Source organism: Flavobacterium branchiarum (genome assembly GCF_030409845.1).
Lineage (GTDB): Bacteria > Bacteroidota > Bacteroidia > Flavobacteriales > Flavobacteriaceae > Flavobacterium > Flavobacterium branchiarum.
In genome coordinates, this window is record NZ_JAUFQQ010000002.1 from 1 (window position 1) to 22881 (window position 22881).

General features: G+C 32.4%; 17 protein-coding genes and 2 pseudogenes. 16 read left to right on the top strand and 3 right to left on the bottom strand.

Features of this window, described 5'->3' with window-relative positions; genetic code table 11:
• Positions 1–219 (bottom strand): annotated as a pseudogene (locus QWY99_RS00145) (hypothetical protein); the annotation flags it as partial.
• A gap of 396 nt (positions 220–615) precedes the next feature.
• On the opposite strand from QWY99_RS00145, the gene QWY99_RS00150 reads away from it, so the two are divergent.
• From QWY99_RS00150 to QWY99_RS00205, 12 genes and pseudogenes are all read left to right on the top strand, one after another.
• Positions 616–1647: a LacI family DNA-binding transcriptional regulator gene (locus QWY99_RS00150; protein ID WP_290259615.1), complete on the top strand. Its 1032-nt coding sequence runs from the start codon at positions 616–618 to the stop codon at positions 1645–1647.
• 176 nt (positions 1648–1823) lie between these two features.
• A pseudogene (locus QWY99_RS00155) lies at positions 1824–3196 on the top strand (MFS transporter).
• A gap of 68 nt (positions 3197–3264) precedes the next feature.
• A complete protein-coding gene (gene pgmB, locus QWY99_RS00160; protein WP_290259617.1) occupies positions 3265–3921 on the top strand; it encodes a beta-phosphoglucomutase in 657 nt (218 codons plus the stop codon).
• Between the two features lie 19 nt (positions 3922–3940).
• Entirely contained in the window at positions 3941–6241 is a 2301-nt protein-coding gene (locus tag QWY99_RS00165) for a glycoside hydrolase family 65 protein (RefSeq protein WP_290259619.1), read from the top strand.
• Positions 6242–6287: 46 nt separating this feature from the next.
• Positions 6288–8402: a glycoside hydrolase family 97 protein gene (locus tag QWY99_RS00170; protein ID WP_290259621.1), complete on the top strand. Its 2115-nt coding sequence runs from the start codon at positions 6288–6290 to the stop codon at positions 8400–8402.
• Positions 8403–8549: 147 nt separating this feature from the next.
• Entirely contained in the window at positions 8550–10415 is a 1866-nt protein-coding gene (locus QWY99_RS00175; protein ID WP_290259623.1) for a glycoside hydrolase family 13 protein, read from the top strand.
• A gap of 1053 nt (positions 10416–11468) precedes the next feature.
• Positions 11469–12146, top strand: a complete 678-nt coding sequence (locus QWY99_RS00180; protein ID WP_290259625.1) for a glycerophosphodiester phosphodiesterase — start codon at positions 11469–11471, stop codon at positions 12144–12146.
• A complete protein-coding gene (locus QWY99_RS00185) occupies positions 12143–13351 on the top strand; it encodes a BaiN/RdsA family NAD(P)/FAD-dependent oxidoreductase (RefSeq protein ID WP_290259627.1) in 1209 nt (402 codons plus the stop codon). The genes QWY99_RS00180 and QWY99_RS00185 overlap by 4 nt, the downstream gene beginning before the upstream one ends.
• A gap of 10 nt (positions 13352–13361) precedes the next feature.
• A complete protein-coding gene (locus QWY99_RS00190) occupies positions 13362–13934 on the top strand; it encodes a Crp/Fnr family transcriptional regulator (RefSeq protein ID WP_290259629.1) in 573 nt (190 codons plus the stop codon).
• Between the two features lie 61 nt (positions 13935–13995).
• Complete coding sequence (locus QWY99_RS00195) at positions 13996–14670, top strand: MBL fold metallo-hydrolase (RefSeq protein ID WP_290259630.1); 675 nt, start codon at positions 13996–13998, stop codon at positions 14668–14670.
• A gap of 100 nt (positions 14671–14770) precedes the next feature.
• Complete coding sequence (locus tag QWY99_RS00200; protein ID WP_290259632.1) at positions 14771–15520, top strand: BamP family beta-assembly machinery protein; 750 nt, start codon at positions 14771–14773, stop codon at positions 15518–15520.
• A gap of 73 nt (positions 15521–15593) precedes the next feature.
• The gene (locus QWY99_RS00205) at positions 15594–16340 is read left to right on the top strand and encodes a BamP family beta-assembly machinery protein (protein ID WP_290259634.1); all 747 of its coding nucleotides are present in this window, start codon (positions 15594–15596) and stop codon (positions 16338–16340) included.
• Positions 16341–16393: 53 nt separating this feature from the next.
• Here QWY99_RS00205 and QWY99_RS00210 read toward each other — a convergent pair whose 3' ends face one another.
• Complete coding sequence (locus tag QWY99_RS00210) at positions 16394–16870, bottom strand: TspO/MBR family protein (RefSeq protein WP_290259636.1); 477 nt, start codon at positions 16868–16870, stop codon at positions 16394–16396.
• A 106-nt stretch (positions 16871–16976) separates the two neighbouring features.
• Between QWY99_RS00210 and QWY99_RS00215 the strand changes: the two genes are divergently transcribed.
• From QWY99_RS00215 to QWY99_RS00230, 4 genes are all read left to right on the top strand, one after another.
• Positions 16977–18059 (top strand): diphosphomevalonate decarboxylase, encoded by a 1083-nt coding sequence (locus QWY99_RS00215; protein ID WP_290259639.1) that lies wholly within the window; start codon positions 16977–16979, stop codon positions 18057–18059.
• A 50-nt stretch (positions 18060–18109) separates the two neighbouring features.
• Complete coding sequence (locus tag QWY99_RS00220) at positions 18110–19048, top strand: mevalonate kinase family protein (protein WP_290259641.1); 939 nt, start codon at positions 18110–18112, stop codon at positions 19046–19048.
• 399 nt (positions 19049–19447) lie between these two features.
• A complete protein-coding gene (locus tag QWY99_RS00225) occupies positions 19448–20404 on the top strand; it encodes a geranylgeranylglycerol-phosphate geranylgeranyltransferase (protein ID WP_290259643.1) in 957 nt (318 codons plus the stop codon).
• Positions 20405–20542: 138 nt separating this feature from the next.
• Positions 20543–21451: a pseudouridine synthase gene (locus QWY99_RS00230; RefSeq protein ID WP_290259644.1), complete on the top strand. Its 909-nt coding sequence runs from the start codon at positions 20543–20545 to the stop codon at positions 21449–21451.
• Between the two features lie 86 nt (positions 21452–21537).
• On the opposite strand, the gene QWY99_RS00235 is transcribed toward QWY99_RS00230, so the two are convergent.
• Complete coding sequence (locus tag QWY99_RS00235) at positions 21538–22137, bottom strand: DUF937 domain-containing protein (protein ID WP_290259646.1); 600 nt, start codon at positions 22135–22137, stop codon at positions 21538–21540.
• Positions 22138–22881: the final 744 nt, after the last annotated feature.

Below are 22881 nucleotides of genomic sequence, written 5' to 3' on the forward strand. Positions count from 1 at the left end.
TGCTTCCCCAAAAACGACCAGAAACCCTATTGCTCCTGAATAAGGTGCTAAACCTGATGGAACTGATGACATGGTGAACAAAACTAATGGCACAAACAAAATTCCTACTGCAACTCCTTGTAAAACATATGGTATTGCCATTGTAGATAATGAAATATCTGGCACAAAAAGAAACGTAAACCACAGATGAAATACTGCTAGAATAAAAAATCCTAGCATAAAAAATATATTTAGACGCTACTGTTTTAGCTAGAAAAATTGCTGCCAAAACCATTCCGATTACATTTCCAATTACATTAAGATACTGAATATGAGCTACACGCGATGGCTCCCAATTCCAAACGCTAAACATGGTGCTATGACAAATGTTAAGCGTTGCTCTACCTATATAAAAAAGGAAAAAACAACAGAAACCGAATTGACTTTTATTTTTACTTCGAATCTCAAAATTAAGGATTTATTAACATGCCCGACACATAGCACTTTTTATTGGTTTACGAAAACGTGATAGTGTTGAAAACTTTCTTTATTCTACAAGTTTTTAGCCAGAATACTATCATTTTAAAAAATAAATCATACCTTTATTAACAAAACAATTTTTTCCATATTACCAGTATGAAACGCAAAATAACCCTTAAACAAATCGCTAAGGAGCTTGATGTATCTATTTCTACCGTATCAAAATCATTACGAAACAGCCTAGAAATAGGAGAAGACACTCGATTAAAAGTTCAGGCTTTTGCCAAATTCTACAATTACAAGCCCAACAATATAGCACTCAGTTTAAAGAATCGTAAAACCAAAACTATTGGTATTATAATTCCCGAAATTGTGCATCATTTTTTCTCAACTGTTATTAACGGAGTAGAGCAAGTTGCCAACGAAAACGGATACAGCGTTATCATATGTTTATCTGATGATTCATTTGATAAAGAAGTACTTAATATGGAAATGCTTGCCAACGGAAGTATCGATGGTTTCATCATGTCTCTATCTAAAGAAACTCAATTTAAAGGAGATTTTCACCATATAACCGAGGTCATAAATCAAGGAATGCCAGTTGTAATGTTTGATCGAGTTACCAATGACATTTTATGCGACAAAGTAATTATTGACGACAAATCGGCTGCTTATGGAGCGGTTCAGAATTTAATCGATAAAGGCCGTAAAAAAATAGCCTTAGTTACTACTGTCGATTATGTTAGCGTTGGAAAACTACGAACCGATGGATACACAAAAGCACTACTAGACAACGACATCCCTTTTAACGAAGATCTCATCATAAAGATTGAAGATGTAGATACTTGCGAAATTATCATTAGCCAATTATTAGAAGATCGTGCAATAGATGCTGTTTTTGCTGTTAATGAACTTTTTGCTGTAACTATAATAAAAACCGCTAGTAAAATGGGACTTAGAGTTCCTGAAGACTTAGCCGTTATAGCCTTTACAGACGGAATTATATCTAAATATTCGACTCCAACTATAACAACAGTAAGCCAAAGCGGCAACAAAATGGGAAATAAAGCAGCCAAAATGCTTATAGATCGCTTGGAATTAGAAACCGAAGAAGGCGAAGAGGAAGAAGAAAATTACAAAACAGAAGTTATCGAAACTCACCTTATAGAAAGAGAATCTACAGATTAATATTCTTACAATCCTAAACAAAAGAACCCATTATTAATTTTAATGGGTTTTTTATTTGCTTCTTTAAAAAAATAATTTATAAATTTACGCCAGCTCAAAACTTTTACTTTTACTTCGAAAATTAAGTTAAGTTTTGATAAGCATAGCGCTTATCGTACATTCATTAAATTACGATAATGGAAAAGCGTAGATTAAGTTTCTGGGAAATTTGGAACATGAGTTTCGGTTTCTTAGGAATACAAATGGGGTTTGCTTTACAAAATGCAAATGCCAGCAGAATTCTTCAAATTTTTGGTGCCGACGTACACGAACTTTCTTGGTTTTGGATAATTGCTCCTTTAATGGGATTAATTGTTCAGCCAGTAATTGGACATTATAGTGATAAAACCTGGGGGAAATTTGGACGAAGAAAACCTTTTTTTCTTGTAGGTGCTATTCTAGCTTCAGTTGGATTAATATTAATGCCACAGGCAAACATTTTCACTTCAATACTACCCGCTTTATGGGTTGGTGCCGGAATGCTTATGATTATGGATGCGTCATTTAATATTGCCATGGAGCCCTTTCGTGCTTTAGTTGGTGACAATTTAAGAACAGACCAACGTACCGCAGGATTTAGTATTCAAACAGCACTTATTGGCTTTGGAGCTGTAATTGGTTCTTCTTTACCATATGTCTTGACGAAATGGTTTGGAGTCCCTAACAGTAGCCTTCCCGGAAGCGTTCCTTTAAATCTTACACTTTCTTTTATTTTAGGTGCCGCAGTTTTAATCGGCTCTATACTTGTTACCTTATTTACAACTAAAGAATACTCTCCTGATGAATTGGCTCTTTTTGAAGACCCAAAAGCGGAGAAAATTGAGATTGAAGAAAAATCAAAACTCACAGACATCTTTAGAGATTTTGCAAAAATGCCAACCACCATGCGCCAACTTAGTTGGGTGCAGTTTTTTTCATGGTTTGGACTTTTCGGTATGTGGGTATTTAGTACCCCTGCAATTGCACATCACATTTACGGATTACCCTAGATGATAATTCTAGCCAAAGCTATCAAGATGCTGGGGATTGGGTTGGAATACTTTTCGGAGTTTACAATCTAGTATCAGCCATTATAGCCTTATTTTTTCTGCCAATGATTGCTAAAAAAATTGGACGAAAATCGACTCATGCTCTTTCTTTAGTTATAGGTGGAATAGGTTTAATATCTATTTACTTTATGCCAGATGAAAATTGGGTTATTCTTTCTATGGTATTAATTGGTGTGGCTTGGGCTAGTATCCTCGCAATGCCATATGCTATCCTAGCAGGATCGATTGCTCCTAAAAAAATGGGCGTTTACATGGGGATATTCAACTTCTTTGTAGTAATTCCTCAAATAATAAACGCAATAATTGGAGGCCCAATTGTAAAATACCTTTATAACGGTGATGCTATATACGCATTAATTACAAGCGGTGTCAGCTTTCTGATAGCTGCTGTTCTAGTTTACAAAGTGAAAGATGTAGATGATATTAAAAATGAAACCTACGACAAGAAATCTTTTAAATAAGACAAAAAGTAGGCTTCTCTCAGTTAAAATATTTTTCGAAAGAAATTAAAAAATAAGCATATTATTAAATGAATACAAAAGCATTCATATTCGACCTAGACGGTGTAATTGTTGACACTGCTAAATACCATTATTTGGCATGGCAAAAAATTGCAAATGCATTAAACATTGACTTTACACACGAACATAACGAACTTTTAAAAGGAGTAAGTCGTGTACGTTCATTAGATATTATCCTAGAACTAGGAAACATTCAAGCTTCACAAGAAGATAAAGACAAATGGCTTATCCAAAAAAATGAAGACTACCTAACTTATTTGGTAGATATGAATGAAAGCGAAATTCTTCAGGGTGTTTTGCCTGTATTAGAATTTTTAAAAGAAAAAAAGCAAGCTATCGCATTGGGTTCGGCAAGTAAAAATGCACGCCCGATTCTAGAAAAAACAGGAATCATTTCCTACTTCGATGTTATCGTTGATGGTAATGATGTTACAAATGCTAAACCAGATCCAGAAGTTTTCTTAAAAGCAGCTCGACTACTAAACATAAGCCCTGAAGATTCAATCGTTTTTGAAGATTCGGTTGCAGGAGTCCAAGCAGCCAATATCGGAAAAATGACTAGCGTAGGCATAGGTTCTAAAGCTGTCTTGCATGAAGCGAAATACGTCTTTGAGGATTTTACCTTAATAGATCAAACATTCATCGAATCATTAATTACAGCATAAATCAATCAAACAAAACAAAATGAATCAAGATTATATAAAACCAGACAATTGGTCAATAATAGAAGAAGGCTTTGATGTAGAGAGAGTTAAATCGTCTGAAAGTCTTTTCAGTATCGGAAACGGTGCTATGGGACAACGTGCCAATTTTGAAGAAAAATATTCGGGAGAAACTTTTCAAGGAAGTTATATAGCTGGAATTTATTACCCAGATAAAACTAAAGTGGGTTGGTGGAAAAACGGATACCCAAAATATTTTGCAAAAGTATTAAACGCTCCAAATTGGATTGGTATCAATATTGAAATCAATGAAGAAGCTTTTGATTTAAATTCTTGTACCGAAGTGAAAAATTTCCGTAGAGAATTAAACATGCAAGAAGGTTGGTACAATCGTTCTTTTGAAGCAACCTTAAAAAATGGAACAGAAATCGCTGTTAACGTACGTCGTTTTCTATCTCTAAATTTAGATGAAGTTGGTATTATTAAATATGATATTACTCCATTAAACAAAGATGCTAAAATACTTTACAAACCATATATTGATGCAGGTGTTACCAATGAAGATGCTAACTGGGAGGAAAAATTCTGGGAACCTCTTGAAGTAAAAAAAGCAACAAACGAAGCTTTCGTAACTGCTCAAACCTATAAAACTCATTTTAAGGTTACAACTTTCATGCACAATAGTATTTTTGCTAACGGCGAAAATATTAATATCTCTCCTTCAACAATTGATTCTTCATCAGATAAGGTAGAATATACCTATGGCGTAATTATTGCAAAAGGACAAACTTCATCTATACAAAAAATTGGTGGATATACTGTTTCATTGAATCATACTAACACTCTTGCCGCTGCAGAAAAAGCGATTAAAGAAGCATTAAGCAAAGGGTATGACCAATTATTACAAGAACAAATTGATGCTTGGGCAAAAGTTTGGGAAATGTCAGATATTACTATTGAAGGTGATGTAAAAGCACAACAAGGAATTCGTTTCAATATTTTTCAGTTAAACCAAACCTATTCAGGAAAAGACAACCGATTAAATATTGGACCTAAAGGATTTACAGGAGAAAAATACGGAGGATCTACTTATTGGGATACTGAAGCATATTGCATTCCGTTTTACATGGCTACTAAAGACCAGCAAGTTGCAAGAAATTTATTGACTTACCGTTACAATCAGCTTGATAAAGCAATTGAAAACGCTAAAGACAATTTAGGTTTTAAAGATGGAGCGGCTTTATATCCAATGGTAACTATGAATGGTGAAGAATGCCATAACGAATGGGAAATCACTCATGAAGAAATTCATAGAAATGGTGCCATCGCTTTTGCAATATTCAATTACAATCGCTACACAGGAGATTACTCATATATTCCAGAAAAAGGATTAGAAGTATTAATCGGAATCGCTCGTTTCTGGCACCAAAGAGCCTCATTCTCTACTGACAAAAATCAGTATGTGATTTTGGGAGTTACAGGTCCAAACGAATACGAAAATAACATCAATAATAATTTCTACACTAATTATATTGCTAAATGGTGTATTGATTATGCTACAGAACAACTTACAAAAGTTACTACTGAATACCCAGCTGACCACAAAAGAATTATCGAAAAAGTACAACTTACAGAAAACGAAATTCAGGAATGGAAAAAAGTAGCAGACAATATGTACTTCCCTTTTTCAAAAGAACTTAATGTTTATTTACAACAAGATGGTTTCTTAGATAAAGACTTAGTTCCTGTAAAAGATCTAGATCGTTCACAACGTCCTATAAACCAAAAATGGTCTTGGGATCGTGTATTACGCTCACCATACATCAAACAAGCCGATGTTTTACAATGCTTTTACTTCTTCGAAGAACATTTTTCTAAAGAGGAGCTATTGCGTAATTTTGAGTTTTACGAGTCGTTTACTGTACATGAAAGTTCACTTTCGCCTTGCGTACACTCAATTCAAGCCGCTGCATTAGATAAAATGGATATGGCGTATACATTCTACTTAAGAACTTCACGTTTAGACTTAGACGATTACAACAAAGAGGTAGAAGAAGGTTGTCATATTACATCGATGGCAGGAACATGGATGAGTATTGTAGAAGGTTTTGGAGGAATGCGTGTAAAAAATGACACGCTACATTTCTCTCCAAAAATTCCAAAAGAATGGACAGGATATTCTTTTAAAATCAACTTTAGAAATCAAATTCTAAAAGTATCAATAAACCATAATGAAACTACGTTTTCAGTAGATGGAGATGATGAATTAGCCATTGTCGTTAATGGCCAAACCGTAGTAGCTAATAAATTTGTAACAACATAATTACTAGTTTCTACATCTATTTTTATAACATTTTTAATTAAACAACATGAAGAATTTCATTTTCACAGCCTTCATTCTAGTTGCTTTTTGTAACATCACAAAAGCACAACAACTAAAATCGCCTGAAGGAAAATTTGTCATGGAGTTTTCGCTACAAAGCGATGGAACTCCAACTTACAATCTTAAATACAAAAATAAAGAGGTTGTAAAATCCAGTAAGTTGGGTCTTGAGCTTAAAGATGATAAAAAATCATTGTTAAATGACTTTACGGTTGTTGATACAAAAACTACAACTTTTGATGAGAACTGGAAACCAGTTTGGGGAGAAGTAGCTTCAATTCGTAATCATTATAATGAATTGGCTGTTACATTAAACCAAAAAGGAACAGACAGACAAATAATCATCCGTTTTCGTTTATTTAATGATGGACTTGGATTCCGTTATGAATTTCCAACACAAAAAAATCTTACGTATTTCATAATCAAAGAAGAAAAAACTCAATTTGCAATGACGGGTGACCACACTGCATTTTGGATTCCTGGTGATTATGACACACAAGAATATGATTATACAAAATCAAAATTATCAGAAATCCGTGGATTGGCTGAAAAAGCGTATACAGCAAACGTTTCACAAAAGTCTTTCTCTCCAACAGGAGTTCAGACTTCGCTTATGTTAAAAACTGCTGAAGGATTATTTATTAATCTTCACGAAGCTGCATTAATTGATTATTCATGTATGCACTTAAACTTGGATGATAAAAACATGATATTCGAATCATGGTTGACTCCAGATGCAAAAGGAGACAAAGGACACATGCAAGCTCCTAGTCAATCGCCATGGAGAACAATTATTGTTAGCGATAATGCGACAGAAATTCTTGATTCAAAATTGACATTAAACTTAAATGAGCCATGTAAAATCGAAGATACATCTTGGATTAAACCAGTTAAATACGTAGGTGTTTGGTGGGAAATGATTACAGGAAAAAGTTCTTGGTCATACACAAATGATTTTCCAACAGTACAACTTGGTATTAGCGATTACTCAAAAGCAAAACCAAACGGTACACACGGAGCAACTAATGCTAATGTAAAAAAATACATTGACTTTGCTGCTGAAAACGGTTTTGGTGCTGTTTTAGTTGAAGGTTGGAATGAAGGTTGGGAAGACTGGTTTGGACACTCAAAAGATTATGTTTTTGATTTCGTTACTCCTTACCCAGATTTCGACGTAAAAGGATTACACGCTTACGCAAAATCAAAAGGTGTAAAAATAATTATGCACCACGAAACTTCTGGTTCTGTTCGTAATTATGAGCGCCATATGGATAAAGCATACAAATTCATGAACGACAATGGATACGATGCTGTAAAAAGTGGTTACGTAGGAGATATTTTACCAAGAGGTGAAAATCATTACAGCCAATGGATTGTGAACCATTACCAATACGCATTAGAAAAAGCTGCTGAATACAAAATTATGGTTAATGCTCACGAAGCAGTTCGCCCAACAGGTATTAGCAGAACATATCCTAACTTAATTGGTAACGAATCGGCAAGAGGAACAGAATACCAAGCATTTGGTGGTTCTAAAGCAAATCACGTTACAATTTTACCTTTTACAAGATTAATTGGTGGACCAATGGATTATACTCCTGGTATTTTCGAAATGGATATTAGCAAACTTAATCCAGATAACAAATCGCATGTAAACAGTACAATTGCAAATCAATTAGCATTATACGTTACTATGTACAGCCCATTACAAATGGCTGCTGATTTACCTGAGCACTATAACAAATTTGCTGATGCTTTCCAATTCATCAAAGATGTTGCTATTGATTGGGACGAAAGTAAATACCTAGAAGCTGAACCAGGTGACTATATCACTGTAGCTCGTAAAGCTAAAGGTACTAACAACTGGTTTGTAGGTAACGTAAACGGAGATGTAAGCCGTACATCAAACATCAATTTCAATTTCCTTGAAAAAGGAAAGAAATACACAGCTACAATTTATGCTGATGCAAAAGATGCACACTACAAAACAAATCCACAAGCTTACACAATCAAGAAAATTGCTGTAACAAATAAAACAAAACTATCTCAGTTATCTGTTCCAGGTGGTGGTTATGCAATTAGTATAATCGAAACCAAATAACTCTTTAAAAAAGACAAGTAGTCCTCTAGATTGCTTGTCTTTTTTTCTAAAGAGATAAAATAAAAGTCACCATAAAGCTGCTTGATTTGCAAAAGCTACGTGCAAAAAAATCGATCTTGTTTTAATCGAATTAAAAAAAAACAAAATATGAGAATACCACTTCAAACAAACCAAACATTATATAGAATACTTTTAGTTGTTCTATTATTTTCTGCTTCTGCAAAAGCGCAAATCCAGAAAACTGAGCCCCCATTTTGGTATGCTGGCATGAACAATCCAGAACTTCAAATCATGTTCTACGGAAAAAACATTGCACAATACGAACCTTCTGTTTCTAACAATGTAGTCATTAAAGACATTAAAAAAACCGAAAACCCTAACTACCTTTTCGTAACAATCGACACTAAAAACATACCTGCATCTGAGTTCGTTTTTTCATTTAAAAACAAGAACAAAGTTGCATTCACACAAAAATATTCATTAAAGAAAAGAAGAGAAAATTCTGCTCAACGCAAAAGTTTCGATGCTTCTGACATGATGTACTTAATTATGCCAGATCGTTTTGCAAACGGAAATCCTAAAAATGACAATGATGCTTCATTAGTAGAAAAAGCAAATCGCTCAATTCCTGGCGGACGTCATGGTGGTGATATCGAAGGAATCATCAAAAACTTAGATTACATTTCATCTTTAGGAGCAACAACAATTTGGAACGCGCCTTTAAACGAAGACAACGACAAAGAACATTCGTATCATACCTATGCACAATCGGATGTTTACAAAATCGATGCGCGTTACGGAACGAATGAGGATTATGTTCGTTTATCGAATGAGATGCACAAAAGAGACATGAAATTGGTTATGGATTATGTAACTAATCACTGGGGAATCACGCATTGGATGATGAAAGATTTACCAACAAAATCATGGACTAATCAATTTGAAAACTATACTCAAACACACCACAGACGTGAAGTAATAACAGATATCCACGCTTCAAAACTTGACAAAGAAGTTTGTATCGATGGATGGTTTGTTCCTTCAATGCCAGATTTAAATTTAAAAAACCCATTGGTTGCAAAATACTTAACTCAAAATGCAATTTGGTGGATTGAATATGCAAATCTTGACGGATTTAGAGTAGATACCTACAACTATTCAGATCCAGCGGCAATGGCAAACTGGGCAAAATCAGTTACAGATGAATATCCAAACTTTAATATTGTTGGAGAAATCTGGATGCATAATCAAGCTAATTTAGCGTATTGGCAAAAAGACAGTAAAATTGGAGCAATCCAAAATTACAATTCAAACTTACCAAGTGTAATGGATTTCACTTTACACAACCAAATCGGATCTGCTTTTAATGATGACGAAGCAAACTGGGATAATGGTATGATTAAATTTTACAACAATTTTGCTTTAGATTATCTATACCCAAATACAAACAACATACTTGTTTTTGCAGAAAATCACGATACCAGCAGAATCAATGACCTTTACAAATATGATGTCGCTAAATACAAATTGGTAATGACATTAATGGCAACCGTTCGTGGAATTCCGCAATTGTATTATGGTTCAGAAATTGGAATGGGTGGAGACAAAAGTCAAGGTGATGGCGGAATCCGTTTAGATTTCCCAGGTGGATGGAAAGGTGATACTAACAATGCTTTTACTAAAGAAGGTAGAACTGCTAAACAAGCTGAGTATTTCGATTTCACATCTAAATTATTCAACTGGAGAAAATCTAATGAAGCAGTACATTTTGGAAAAATGACTCACTATATTCCAGAAAACAATACCTATGTTTATTTTAGATATACAGATGCAAAAACTGTAATGGTAGTTTTTAATAACAATGCAAAACCGCAAACTATTAAAACAAACCGTTTCCAAGAAAACATCAAAAATTTCAAAACTGGAAAAGACATCCTAACGGATAAAAAATTCGATATAACATCTGAAATTACTTTAGAACCTAAATCTGCTGTTGTTTTAGAATTAGAATAAACACTATCCTTTAAACAAATAGTTTTAGCCACAGATTAAACCAATTACAATGAATTTTAATTCTTGTTGTTAGTTTGATTTGTGGCTCTTTTTTTCTAGAATAAAACATTACAAACATTTAATAGCTATAAAAATTTAACCGCAAAGTACGCAACAGTTTTAGCAAGGCACGCAAAAAAAAACATAGCACTCACACATAGCTTTGCGAACGTTGCGAATTCAGCAAAACAAACTTTGCGCTCCTTGCGATTAAACCTCAAAATCATTAAAACTTTATAAATAGTTAACCCAAAGTACGCAACGGTTTACGCAAGGCACGCTAAGCTTTGCGAACTTTGCGAATTCAGTAAAAAAAACTTTGCGCTCTTTGCTATTAAACCTCAAAATCATTAAAACGCTATAAATATCTAACCGCAAAGCACGCAACAGTTTACGCAAGGCACGCTAAGCTTTGCGAACGTTGCGAATTCAGCAAAACAAACTTTGCGCTCCTTGCGATTAAACCTCAAAAACACAAAAACTTTATAAATATTTAAATGCAAAGTACGCAACAGTATACGCAAGGCACACAAAGCTTTGCGAACTTTGCGAATTCAACAAAACAAACTTTGCGCTCCTTGCGATTAAACCTCAAAATCATTAAAACTTTATAAATAGTTAACCCAAAGTACGCAACGGTTTACGCAAGGCACGCTAAGCTTTGCGAACTTTGCGAATTCAACAAAACAAACTTTGCGCTCATTGCGATTAAACCTCAAAAACACAAAAACTTTATAAATATTTAAATGCAAAGTACGCAACAGTATACGCAAGGCACGCTAAGCTTTGCGAACTTTGCGAATTCAATAAAATAACTTTGCGCTCCTTGCGATTAAACCTCAAAAACATAAAATCTTTATAAATAGTTAAACGCAAAGTACGCAACGGTTTACGCAAGGCACGCTAACCTTTGCGAACTTTGCGAATTCAGTAAAAAAATCTTTGCGCCCTTTGCGGTTAAATCTTAGAAACTAGAATAAAAACTTTACGACCTTTGCAACTAAACTTCAATAAATGCTAAAAATAGCCCATCGTGGAGCAAGAGGGTACGAACCCGAAAACACCTTACAAGCCTTTCAGAAAGCAATCCAAATGAAAGCCGATGGCATTGAATTAGATGTACAACTTAGTTCAGATGGTCATCTTATTGTAATTCATGATGAAACGATTGATAGAACTACCAACGGAAAAGGTTTTGTAAATAACCTATCTTTGCAAGAATTAAAAGATTTCCGAATAGAAAACAAACATCAAATTCCAACATTATCAGAAGTTCTGGATTTAGTAAATCAGCAATGTTTTATTAATATCGAATTAAAAGGTATTGGAACTGCAGATGCTGTAGTAACATTAATTGAATTATACATTTCAGAAAAAAACTGGAGCTACGATTCTTTTCTTGTTTCAAGTTTCGATTGGGAATATCTAAAACAAATTAATTCTCTGAATCCAAAAATAGCAATTGGGGTTTTAACAGAAACGGATATTGAATCGGCTATTACTTTTGCAAAAGAAATAAAAGCCAAAGCAATACATCCCGATTTTCATTTGCTAAACAAAGAGAACACAAAACAAATACAAGAAATAGGATTTCAGGTTTTTCCTTGGACGGTTAATGAAAAGGAAGACATTGCAAAAATAAAAACATACAACGTAAACGGAATCATTAGTGATTTTACAGATAGAATATGACTCAAAATTTTGATATAATAATAGTAGGTGGTGGAGCAGCAGGATTTTTTACAGCAATAAATATTGTAGAGAAAAACTCAAAATTAAAAGTCGCTATTTTAGAACGAGGATCCGAAGTACTTACAAAAGTTCGTATTTCTGGTGGAGGGCGTTGTAATGTAACACACGCTTGTTTTGAACCTAATGAATTGGTTAAATTTTATCCGCGTGGCGAAAAAGAATTACGAGGACCATTTCATCAATTCTGTTCGGGAGACACAATCGAATGGTTCGAAAAGCATGGAGTAGAATTAAAAATTGAAGATGACGGAAGGCTATTTCCTGCATCTAATTCTTCTCAAACTATTATAGATTGTTTTTTAAAAGCTACTGCAAAATTAGGCATTACTGTACTTACAGGACAAAGTGTACAATCAATCTATAAAAATGAAAATTTCTGGAAAATCGAAACACAAAATCAGAATTATATAGCTGATAAATTGGTTCTAGCAACCGGAAGCAATCCTAAAATATGGGAAATGCTACAAACTTTTGGACATGCAATTATAAGCCCTGTCCCTTCCCTATTTACATTTAACATAAAAGACCCAAGAATAAAAGAATTACCGGGCGTAGCAGCACAAGCAACTGTAAAAGTAAAAGAGACCAAACTCGAATCTACAGGGCCGTTATTAATAACACACTGGGGAATGAGCGGACCAGCAATTCTGAAACTTTCGGCTTGGGGAGCTCGTATTTTGCATGACAAAAATTATCAATTCACCATTTTTGTAAATTGGTTAAACGATGTAGATACCGAAGATGCTGAGAAAAAATTAAAAGAATTAAAACAGGAACATGCTAAAAAAGCCGTTTCAAAAAAATCACCTTTTGACTTTCCAAATCGATTATGGGAAAGTTTAGTGCTTGCTTCTAGTATAGAAACTGAGACAAAATGGGCAGATTTATCTAAAGTTCAACTTCAGAATTTAGCCAATCAATTGACAAATGCAACATTCCAAGTAAATGGAAAAAGTACTTTTAAAGAAGAATTTGTAACCGCTGGCGGAATTGATTTAAAGGAAATTAACTTTAAAACTATGGAAAGCAAACTTCATGAGAAATTATATTTTGCTGGAGAGATTGTAAACATAGATGCCATAACAGGAGGGTTTAACTTTCAAAATGCATGGACAAGTGGGTTTATTGTAGCTAATAACATTTAGTAAAACAGTTATGGAGTCAGCATTAAAAGAACAAATACTCTCAATTTCTTCATTTACAGAAAATGAAATTGAAATGATTCTTTCGTGTTTTGAATATGAAAAATTTGATTCCAAAACATACCTCTTGCCTATTGGAAAAATCAGTAACAAGATTTTCTTCATCATAAACGGATTGGCTCGTACGTATTACCTCAAAAACGGAAAAGAAATCACTACCTATTTAAGCTGTGACAATGGCTTTATAAGCTCCTATTCGAGTTTTATAAATCAAACCGTTTCTTACGAAAACATTCATTGCCTTGAAGAATGTGAAGTTCTTTCTATAAACTATGAGAAAATGCAGTATTTATATACTGTAATTCCAAATTGGGAACGTGTAGGAAGAATTCTGGCTGAACAAAACTATCTCTGTATGGCCGACAGAATATTAAAACTTCAAATGATTCCTGCAAAAGAAAAATACCAGACTTTTCTAGCAACTGCTCCTCAAAAAATTGTTCAAAGAACACCATTAATTCATGTTGCCTCATTTTTAGGAATAACTCCAGAATCCTTAAGCCGTATCAGGCAAAACATTTCTTAACATTTGTCAAGAATATATGGCTACTAAATTCAAATCTTTGCGAATATAAAATTCAAAAAAGATGAAAAAAATAGCCGAAGATGTGTACCAAATTTCTTTATTTCCTAGAAATGCAATTAATTGTTATTTAATAGGAGATGTACTAATTGATGCTGGAATAAAAAGTTCTGCATCTATTATTCTAAATGCTTTAAAAGACAAAATTGTAACAAAACATGTACTCACGCATGCACATGCAGATCATCAAGGCAGTAGCAAAATTATATGTGAAACACTAAAAATTCCACTTTGGTGTAATGCATTAGAAAAAGCAAGTGCCGAAAACGGAAATGTTACTTTTGACTATCCAAATCCAACACATTTGATTTCAAGATTTCAACAAAAATTCTGGGCAGGAAAAGGGCATCCCGTTTCGCATACTATAAAAGAAGGAGACCAAATCGCAGGATTTTCAGTTGTAGAAACTCCTGGTCATTCAAAAGGGCATCTTTCCTTTTTTAGGAAAAAAGATAGCTTACTCATTGTTGGGGATGTAATGACAAATATGAATTTAATGACTACAATTGTTGGCTTAAATGAACCTCCTAATTTATTCACTTCTGACAAAGAATTAAATAGAAAGTCTATCCTAAAACTAGCTTCTTTAGAACCAAAAATTCTCTGCTTTGGCCATGGACCCATTTTAATAAACAATGGAGAGTTCGAAAAGTTTGTAAATAAAATTATCCTTAAATAACAATCCTATTCTCAAAACACAAATTAACAAGACTTTACACATTTCATAAGATTTACTTAAGACAATTATAATAAATTTACTCTCAACTAATTAACCTTATATGAGAGCAGAATTACTTACTACAATAACATTATTTTCTTGTCAATTTACATTTTCTCAAACAGAAAAAATACTCCATGGTAAAGTTATCTCTCAAGATATTACTCTTAAAAATGTAGAAGTCATTAATAAAACTTCCAAAACTAGTACTAGGACAAATACTTTGGGAGAATTTGAAATTGCAGTAAATGTAAAAGACAGTTTGATTTTTTTCTCCCAAGGCTATTATTTCAAAAGGATACAACTTACTCAAGAAGACATAGTGGCAAATAATCTTATAGTAAATATGCTTTCTAAACCGAAAGAATTAGACGAAGTACTCATTCTATCTAATAAAGTAAAACGTATATCTTTATCAAAAGAAGAGATCGAACAAATAAAACTAAATAAATCCAGACCTAAACAAGGTATGAAAATCGAAGGCTATAAAGATGGAATCGCTCCTATTACTCACCAAGCAGATTTGATACGTATTGGCAAATTGCTCTATAGCATAATCAAGAAGAAAGAAAAAAAACCCGAAACAGCTGAACTTAACTTTATTCAACTTGTAACAAACACTTTAGATCCAAAATTTTTCACAAAAGATTTAAAGCTAAAACCTGAAGAAAAAGAGCCGTTTCTGAAATTTTGTGACGCAGATCCTAAATCTAAAAAACTTATTGAAAACAATAACATACTGAAATCAATGGATTTTTTGTTCGGTAAAATTGAAGAATTCAAAAAACTTAAAGTTGACAAAGCAAATTAACAAGACTGTACACAATTCATAAGTTTTAGTTAAGACAATTATAATAATTTAACCTTCAATCAATTAACTTTATATGAGAGCAGAATTACTTACTACAATTACATTGTTCACTTATCAAATTGGCTTTTCGCAAACTGAAAAATTATTAAACGGAAAGGTTATTTCACAAAATCAGACTGTCAAAGATGTAGAAGTAATTAACAAAACTGCAAAAACGAGTACCAAAACAAATGCCTCAGGAGAATTTTCTATTCCAGTTCGTGCCAAAGACAGTTTACTCTTTTTTAAGGAAGATTATTTTTTCACGAGACTAAAAGTTTCTCAAGAAAATATACAACAAGATAATCTTACAGTTAATTTAGTATTAAAACCAGAGGAGCTCCGAGAAGTCGTAATTACAACCATCAAATTTCCACATATAGGTGCTACTGAAGAATCAACTAATGGAATAGTATTAAAAAAAAACACTAGTTCTTTAGATAAATATACAGGCGTCTATAACGGAACAATTACAAATGGAATGGATTTTATGGCTATAGGAGATAAATTAATACGCTTATTTACAGGCAATAAAGACAAAAAATCTAAAACAAAATCTTCTAAATTTGATTTTAAAAAACTAGTAAACACCACTTGTGCTCCTGATTTTTTTACAAAAGATTTAAAGTTAAAACCAGAAGACAAAGAATTGTTTCTTGAGTTCTGTGATGCCGATCCAAGATCAAAAACACTAAATGAAAACAATAACATTCTTGCCACGATGGACTATTTATACTCTAAAAACGAAGAATTTAAAAAATTAAAAGCAAACGAAAAATAAAAACAATTTCAGTATTCAGGGTTTAAATTGTCCTGAATACTGAAACTTTAAACTTATTTATTAAGCCACCAAATGCTTGCAGTCAATATTGTTGCAAAACTTACCCAAAGTAAATATGGTACCAGAAGATATCCAGCAACTTTATTGATTTTAATAAATTTTAAAAGCGTTTCATAAATCATTAACCATAGAACAACAATTTCTATAAGCGCCAATAACGGATTCATCAGTCCGAAGAACAAATAAGACCATAAAGCATTTAAGGCTAATTGTATCGCAAAGAAAACCAAGGCATTCTTAACCGCTTCTTTTTCATGTTCTATTCGATCCCAAACTAATCCAGCAGCTACACCCATCAAAAGATAAAGCAAGCTCCAAGCTGGTGCAAAAACCCAATTAGGCGGATTAAAACTTGGCTTAATCAGAGTTGGATACCAAGTTTCAATACTCGATCTTGTAACTATTCCAGAAAAATATCCAATAGCAAGACAGGTAACAACAACCGCTAAAATTCGAGTGATTTTATTCATTTTATACTGTTTTTTAGAGTTAATAAAGATAAACATTTTTATAGGCTATCAAAAAGTCAAAAGGTATAATTCAAAAAAAGTATCTTTGCGTAAATTTTTTATTTTTATGTTTACAGCAAACGATTTTATTCCAAAAAAATATACAGCAGATATCACAAAAGGTAACTTTGAGTGGAGCGCACCAAGTAACATTGCTTTAGTAAAATACTGGGGAAAAAAAGACAATCAAATTCCCGCTAATCCATCGGTTAGTTTTACATTAAACAACTGTAAAACAATTACCAAACTAGCTTTCGACAAAAAAGAAACTTCAAATGATTTTACTTTCGATTTACTTTTTGAAGGAAAACCAAAAGAAGATTTTAAACCTAAAATTCAGAAATTCCTAGAACGTATTTTTCTTTATTTACCTTTCTTAAAAGACTATCATTTTACAATAGATACCCAAAATACATTTCCTCATAGTTCAGGAATAGCTTCTTCGGCATCTGGAATGGCCGCTTTGGCAATGAATTTCATGAGCCTTGAAAAAGTGTTGAATCCAGATATGACAGACGAATACTTTTATCAAAAAGCATCTTTCCTTGCTCGATTAGGATCAGGAAGTGCTTGCCGAAGTGTAAAAGGAAACGTTGTTGTTTGGGGAAATCAAGCAAATATAAAAGGAAGCTCTGATTTATTTGGAGTAGAATTTCCACATGCAATTCATCAAAACTTTCATAATTACCAAGACACTATTTTATTAGTTGACAAAGGCGAAAAACAAGTTTCGAGTACGGTAGGACATGACTTAATGCACGATCATCCTTATGCAGAAAGACGTTTTGCACAAGCTCACGAAAATTTAGACAAACTAATTGGTATTTTTGAAAATGGAAATCTAGACGAATTCATCAAAGTAGTCGAAAGCGAAGCGCTAACATTACACGCTATGATGATGACCTCTATGCCGTATTATATACTAATGAAACCAAACACATTACAGATAATTAATGCGATTTGGAAATTCAGAACTGAAACTCAAATTCCGGTTTGTTTTACGCTAGATGCAGGAGCAAATGTTCATGTTTTATATCCCGAAAACGTTACAGAAAAAGTACTACAATTTATTAAGGACGAATTAGTTGTATTTTGCCAGAATGGTCAGTACCTTTGCGACAAAATTGGAGAAGGTGCAATTGCATTATAATTTTACGTATCTTTAATTAAATTCTAGCTTTTAGACAATAAAATCAATATATGAAAGGACCATTATTTTACTCAAAAATATTACTTTTTGGAGAGTACGGAATAATCCGTGATTCAAAAGGACTTTCTATCCCTTATAATTTTTACAATGGTGCCTTGAAGAAAACCGAAAATCCTTCGGCAGAAGCCATTTCATCAAATCAAAGTTTAAGCAAGTTTACATCTTACCTTGAAACATTACAAGCAGAGCAACCAGACTTGGTAACTTTTGACTTGGCAACTTTAAAGGATGATGTAGAATCTGGGATGTATTTTGACTCAAGTATTCCACAAGGATATGGAGTTGGTAGTAGTGGCGCATTAGTTGCTGCTATTTATGATAAATACGCTCAAAACAAAATCACGGTTCTAGAAAATTTAACTCGTGAGAAACTATTACAGCTAAAAACTATTTTCTCACAAATGGAAAGTTTTTTCCACGGAAAAAGTTCAGGTTTAGATCCTTTAAATAGCTACTTAAGCATTCCGATTTTAATAAATTCTAAAGATAATATTGAAGCAACTGGAATTCCTAATCAAAGTTTTGACGGGAAAGGCGCTGTGTTCTTATTAGATTCAGGAATTGTTGGAGAAACTGCTCCAATGGTAAACATCTTTATGGAAAATCTTAAAGACAAAGGTTTCCGTACGATGCTAAAAAACCAATTTGTAAAATATACAGATGCTTGTGTGGAAAACTTTTTACACGGCGACATGAAGTCATTATTCAGTAATACCAAAAAATTATCAAAAGTAGTTTTGAATAATTTCAAACCTATGATTCCAGAACAATTTCATGGCATCTGGCAAAATGGTATTGATACAAATGATTACTACTTAAAATTATGTGGTTCTGGCGGTGGTGGTTATATTCTAGGTTTTACCGAAGATTTAGAACGCGCTAAGCAATCATTAAAAGACTACAAACTAGAAGTAGTTTACCAATTTTAAAAGAAAAACAAATTCTATAATTCATTAGAATCAAAAATAGTTACAATTATAAGAGCCGAAATTTATCGGCTCTTGTTATTTAAAACCTAAAGAAACTATTTATTTAAAAACAGAGATCAACATTATTAATGATGCTTCATTCCCAAGACCTATAAACAGAAAAGTTTAGGCATTAAAAAACAACCCCAAAACATATCGATCGCAGAAAGTAATTTTATTATTTTCGCAATTGAAGAAGTAAATCTTTTAAAAGAAAATGAATATCATAGATAGCAATTTCACAAAAGAAGATCTTCTCAGATACAAGAAAACCAAAATATAGTTTTCAAAGACTATTAAAAGATGTACTTTAGGCACTTTAAAACCAATACAGAATCCTAACAATCTATAATAAAAGAAATGTTGAGCCGTCAGAATAAAATTTTAGCGATGAAAGTTATAAGTTTGTTCTCCGTAGTGAGAGGTTACAATATACCTATTATTATTTTGGCCCAATATTTATCGGCAATATTTATCCTCGCTCCCGAAAAAAGGGCACTTGATATTTTATTGGATTTCCATTTGTTTTTAATTGTTTTCGCATCGGCAATTACCATCGCATCTGGTTATATCATAAATAATTTCTACGATAGCCAGAAAGACCTAATTAATCGTCCAAACAAATCAATGTTGGATCGATTGGTAAGTCAAAAAACAAAACTAAGCGTTTATTTCACGCTCAATTTCATAGCTGCACTAATGGCGCTAATTGTGTCATGGAAAGCTTTTTTATTTTTTTCAGTATATATTTTTCTCATTTGGTTTTACTCCCATAAAATTAAAAAATTCCCATTAATAGGAAATCTTATGGCGGCATTGTTGGCCGTTTTACCATTCTTTGCTATCTTATTATATTTCTACAATCAGATATCGTTTGATGATTTAGAAAACCAAAAAGGCCATTTTGCCGTAATCTTTGCTCACGCTACATTTTTATTCTTATTACTATTAATACGTGAAATGATAAAAGATTTAGAAAATTTAAAAGGTGACTTGGCAAACAACTACAAAACTATTCCGATTCTCTATGGCGAAAGAACCTCAAAAAAGATCATTACTCTTTTAACTTTTCTAACCATCGCTCCTGTATACATCCTTATCGAAGTATATGACATTGGCTATATGGATATTTATTTCTATTCTTGCTTTATAGTTTTAATATTTTTCTTACTCTATCTTTGGAAATCAAGCTCTAAGACACAATTTTTATTATTACACAATGTCTTGAAATTTCTTATCGTTTCGGGGGTATTTTGTATTGTACTAATTAATCCAAGTGTTTTGTGGCACGGAAAAACATTACTTTTAAAAATCTAATTACATCAAAATTTTCAGCTTTTTTTGATAATTTTCATATTTAAAGCTACTAATAGTATTAAAAGCTAGTAATCTAACAACAATCAAGTTACTGCTATTAACCAATAATAAACTATCTTTGCACAAATTACAGGATTTATGAATAACAAGGAAGGCAATAATAAAGGAAAAGGACCAAGAGCAAATAGTTCAAGACCCAACTCAAATAAGCCAAAACCTGCCATGCAAAAGCGTGCACAAGGGCCTAAAAAAGCGAAGCCGAATACTAAAATAGCGGAAGAAGCTGCTGAAAAAGCTACTAAAAAACCGAATCAAGCACCTAAAAGACAAAAAGCTGCTGATGAGATTCGTTTAAATAAATATATTGCTAATTCTGGCGCGTGTTCACGTCGTGATGCAGATATTTACATCCAATCTGGAAATGTAAAAGTAAATGGCGTTCCTGTTGTAGAAATGGGATACTTGGTTAAACCAGGAGATGTCGTTAATTTTGACGGAGCAGTTTTAACTCCAGAAAAGAAAGAATACATATTATTAAACAAGCCTAAAAACTTTACAACTGCTTTTGACGAAGGTCAAGAATTCCGTAATGTTTTAGAATTAGTTCGTGGTTCTACAAATGCTAAAATTGCTGCAGTAGGAAGAATGGACAAAAACACTACAGGTTTGTTGTTGTTTACAAATGATACTGACATGCTTCGTAAGTTTACTTTACCAAGCCAAAAATCATCTAAAATATACCAAGTTTCATTAGATAAAAACTTGAAATTTGAAGATTTAGAAAAAATAAACAAAGGACTTGTTCTTGATGGACACCGTGTTTTTGTTGAAGACATAAGCTATATCGACAATGAACCAAAAAGTGAAATTGGACTTAAATTACGTTCATCAAACGTAAAAGTAGTTCGTTCTATTTTTGAGCACTTTGATTACGATGTATTACGCATCGACCGTGTAGCATTTGCAGGTTTAACCAAGAAGAATCTACCTAGAGGAAACTGGCGTATGCTTACAGAACAAGAAATTATTAATTTGAAGAACGTATAAGCTTTCAAATTATATAAAAACAAAAAAATCCTATTTTACTCATTTGTAAAATGGGATTTTTTTTATACCAGAACTAAAATTACATCTTAAGATTCGCTATTTGAAAAAATGTGATTGAAAATGGAATTTGAAAATCTAGATCTACTTTTTTCCTCAACAACTTCATATGATGAAAACCCTAAGATAATTTTAATTCCGAGCGGAATACTATTTAAAATACCTCTTTTTTGCTCTTCTAGCATAAATTGAAGATCTTCATGTGAATATTTTTTATAATTGAAATAAGAAAAAACCAAAAGCGCAGAAAAACTTAATACTTCGCGAGCAGTTTCACTCTTTATACCTACTTCATTAGAAACCATTTCGGAAATTCGAGACTTTTTATTGTCAAAAATTCGTTTCAACAATTTATTCCCTTCGTTTCTATAACAATCGTTAACAGATAACAATCTTCCCGATTCAAAATCTATTTCTTCATAAAATCCTGTAACTCCTGCAATTTGAACTAACTCATTGCACAAATTAACCTCGTGCATTTTGTTATAAGCTCCTATTAAGATAGTTCCGATAGATGCATCAATTGCTTTAATTAATAAAGCATCATTTTCAAAATAAAATTTATTCAGCTTAGAAACAACATTTGAAGAAATAAAACGTCTAAGTTCAATTTGTAGATTTGGATTCATGAATACTGGATTTCTTTAATTAAATAATTTTTATCAATTATAAATAATCGATAAAGTGTGGTATTTTATCGTTTATGTGATAAATGTATATAAAATAATAACATATCCAAAAAAAACGTTAAAAAAAAATTTAACATATGCCACAAAAAAAACACAATATGCATGGGAAACCCAATAATACCTTAACTCCTTAAAAATCAATAAAATTAAATAAAATTAAACAAATTTCAATAAGACAGAAAAATAGTACATTGATTTTAATTTAATATAGCTGTTTTATTACGTATATTTAACCCGATAACGTATTGATGAATATTACTTTATTAACCAAAAGGATTAAGAATAAGTAATGAATAAAGATCCAATCTCTTATTTACCTCTTACTTCTTAATATACAATAAATCAATATTACTGACTAACGCTATATATAAGTATACTTTAACAAAAAATATAAAACAATAATTTGCAAAAGTAAGCAACTACTACTTATGTAAATTACGGAAAAACGTAAATTAAGAATAGTTCGTATTACTAATTTTACAAACCTTCACCTTTTTTTTAACTGTAACAATTCAAAAGGAAACGTTAAAAAAAAGGACAATAAAAACAATAAAATCACAACAGTTTGTTATAATAAAACAAAGAGACATAAAAAAACTATTTTAACTAATTTAAAACAGTTTAATACAAAATATATTATATTTTTATCCTTTTAAAACCAATTATATTCTAAATATCACTATG

What these genes read in the sequence shown, in the direction of transcription:
- QWY99_RS00150 (WP_290259615.1), top strand. Translation starts at nt 616, where the DNA reads ATGAAACGCAAAATAACCCTTAAACAAATCGCTAAGGAGCTTGATGTA.
- pgmB (WP_290259617.1), top strand. Translation starts at nt 3,265, where the DNA reads ATGAATACAAAAGCATTCATATTCGACCTAGACGGTGTAATTGTTGAC.
- QWY99_RS00165 (WP_290259619.1), top strand. Translation starts at nt 3,941, where the DNA reads ATGAATCAAGATTATATAAAACCAGACAATTGGTCAATAATAGAAGAA.
- QWY99_RS00170 (WP_290259621.1), top strand. Translation starts at nt 6,288, where the DNA reads ATGAAGAATTTCATTTTCACAGCCTTCATTCTAGTTGCTTTTTGTAAC.
- QWY99_RS00175 (WP_290259623.1), top strand. Translation starts at nt 8,550, where the DNA reads ATGAGAATACCACTTCAAACAAACCAAACATTATATAGAATACTTTTA.
- QWY99_RS00180 (WP_290259625.1), top strand. Translation starts at nt 11,469, where the DNA reads ATGCTAAAAATAGCCCATCGTGGAGCAAGAGGGTACGAACCCGAAAAC.
- QWY99_RS00185 (WP_290259627.1), top strand. Translation starts at nt 12,143, where the DNA reads ATGACTCAAAATTTTGATATAATAATAGTAGGTGGTGGAGCAGCAGGA.
- QWY99_RS00190 (WP_290259629.1), top strand. Translation starts at nt 13,362, where the DNA reads ATGGAGTCAGCATTAAAAGAACAAATACTCTCAATTTCTTCATTTACA.
- QWY99_RS00195 (WP_290259630.1), top strand. Translation starts at nt 13,996, where the DNA reads ATGAAAAAAATAGCCGAAGATGTGTACCAAATTTCTTTATTTCCTAGA.
- QWY99_RS00200 (WP_290259632.1), top strand. Translation starts at nt 14,771, where the DNA reads ATGAGAGCAGAATTACTTACTACAATAACATTATTTTCTTGTCAATTT.
- QWY99_RS00205 (WP_290259634.1), top strand. Translation starts at nt 15,594, where the DNA reads ATGAGAGCAGAATTACTTACTACAATTACATTGTTCACTTATCAAATT.
- QWY99_RS00210 (WP_290259636.1), bottom strand. Translation starts at nt 16,870, where the DNA reads ATGAATAAAATCACTCGAATTTTAGCGGTTGTTGTTACCTGTCTTGCT.
- QWY99_RS00215 (WP_290259639.1), top strand. Translation starts at nt 16,977, where the DNA reads ATGTTTACAGCAAACGATTTTATTCCAAAAAAATATACAGCAGATATC.
- QWY99_RS00220 (WP_290259641.1), top strand. Translation starts at nt 18,110, where the DNA reads ATGAAAGGACCATTATTTTACTCAAAAATATTACTTTTTGGAGAGTAC.
- QWY99_RS00225 (WP_290259643.1), top strand. Translation starts at nt 19,448, where the DNA reads ATGTTGAGCCGTCAGAATAAAATTTTAGCGATGAAAGTTATAAGTTTG.
- QWY99_RS00230 (WP_290259644.1), top strand. Translation starts at nt 20,543, where the DNA reads ATGAATAACAAGGAAGGCAATAATAAAGGAAAAGGACCAAGAGCAAAT.
- QWY99_RS00235 (WP_290259646.1), bottom strand. Translation starts at nt 22,137, where the DNA reads ATGAATCCAAATCTACAAATTGAACTTAGACGTTTTATTTCTTCAAAT.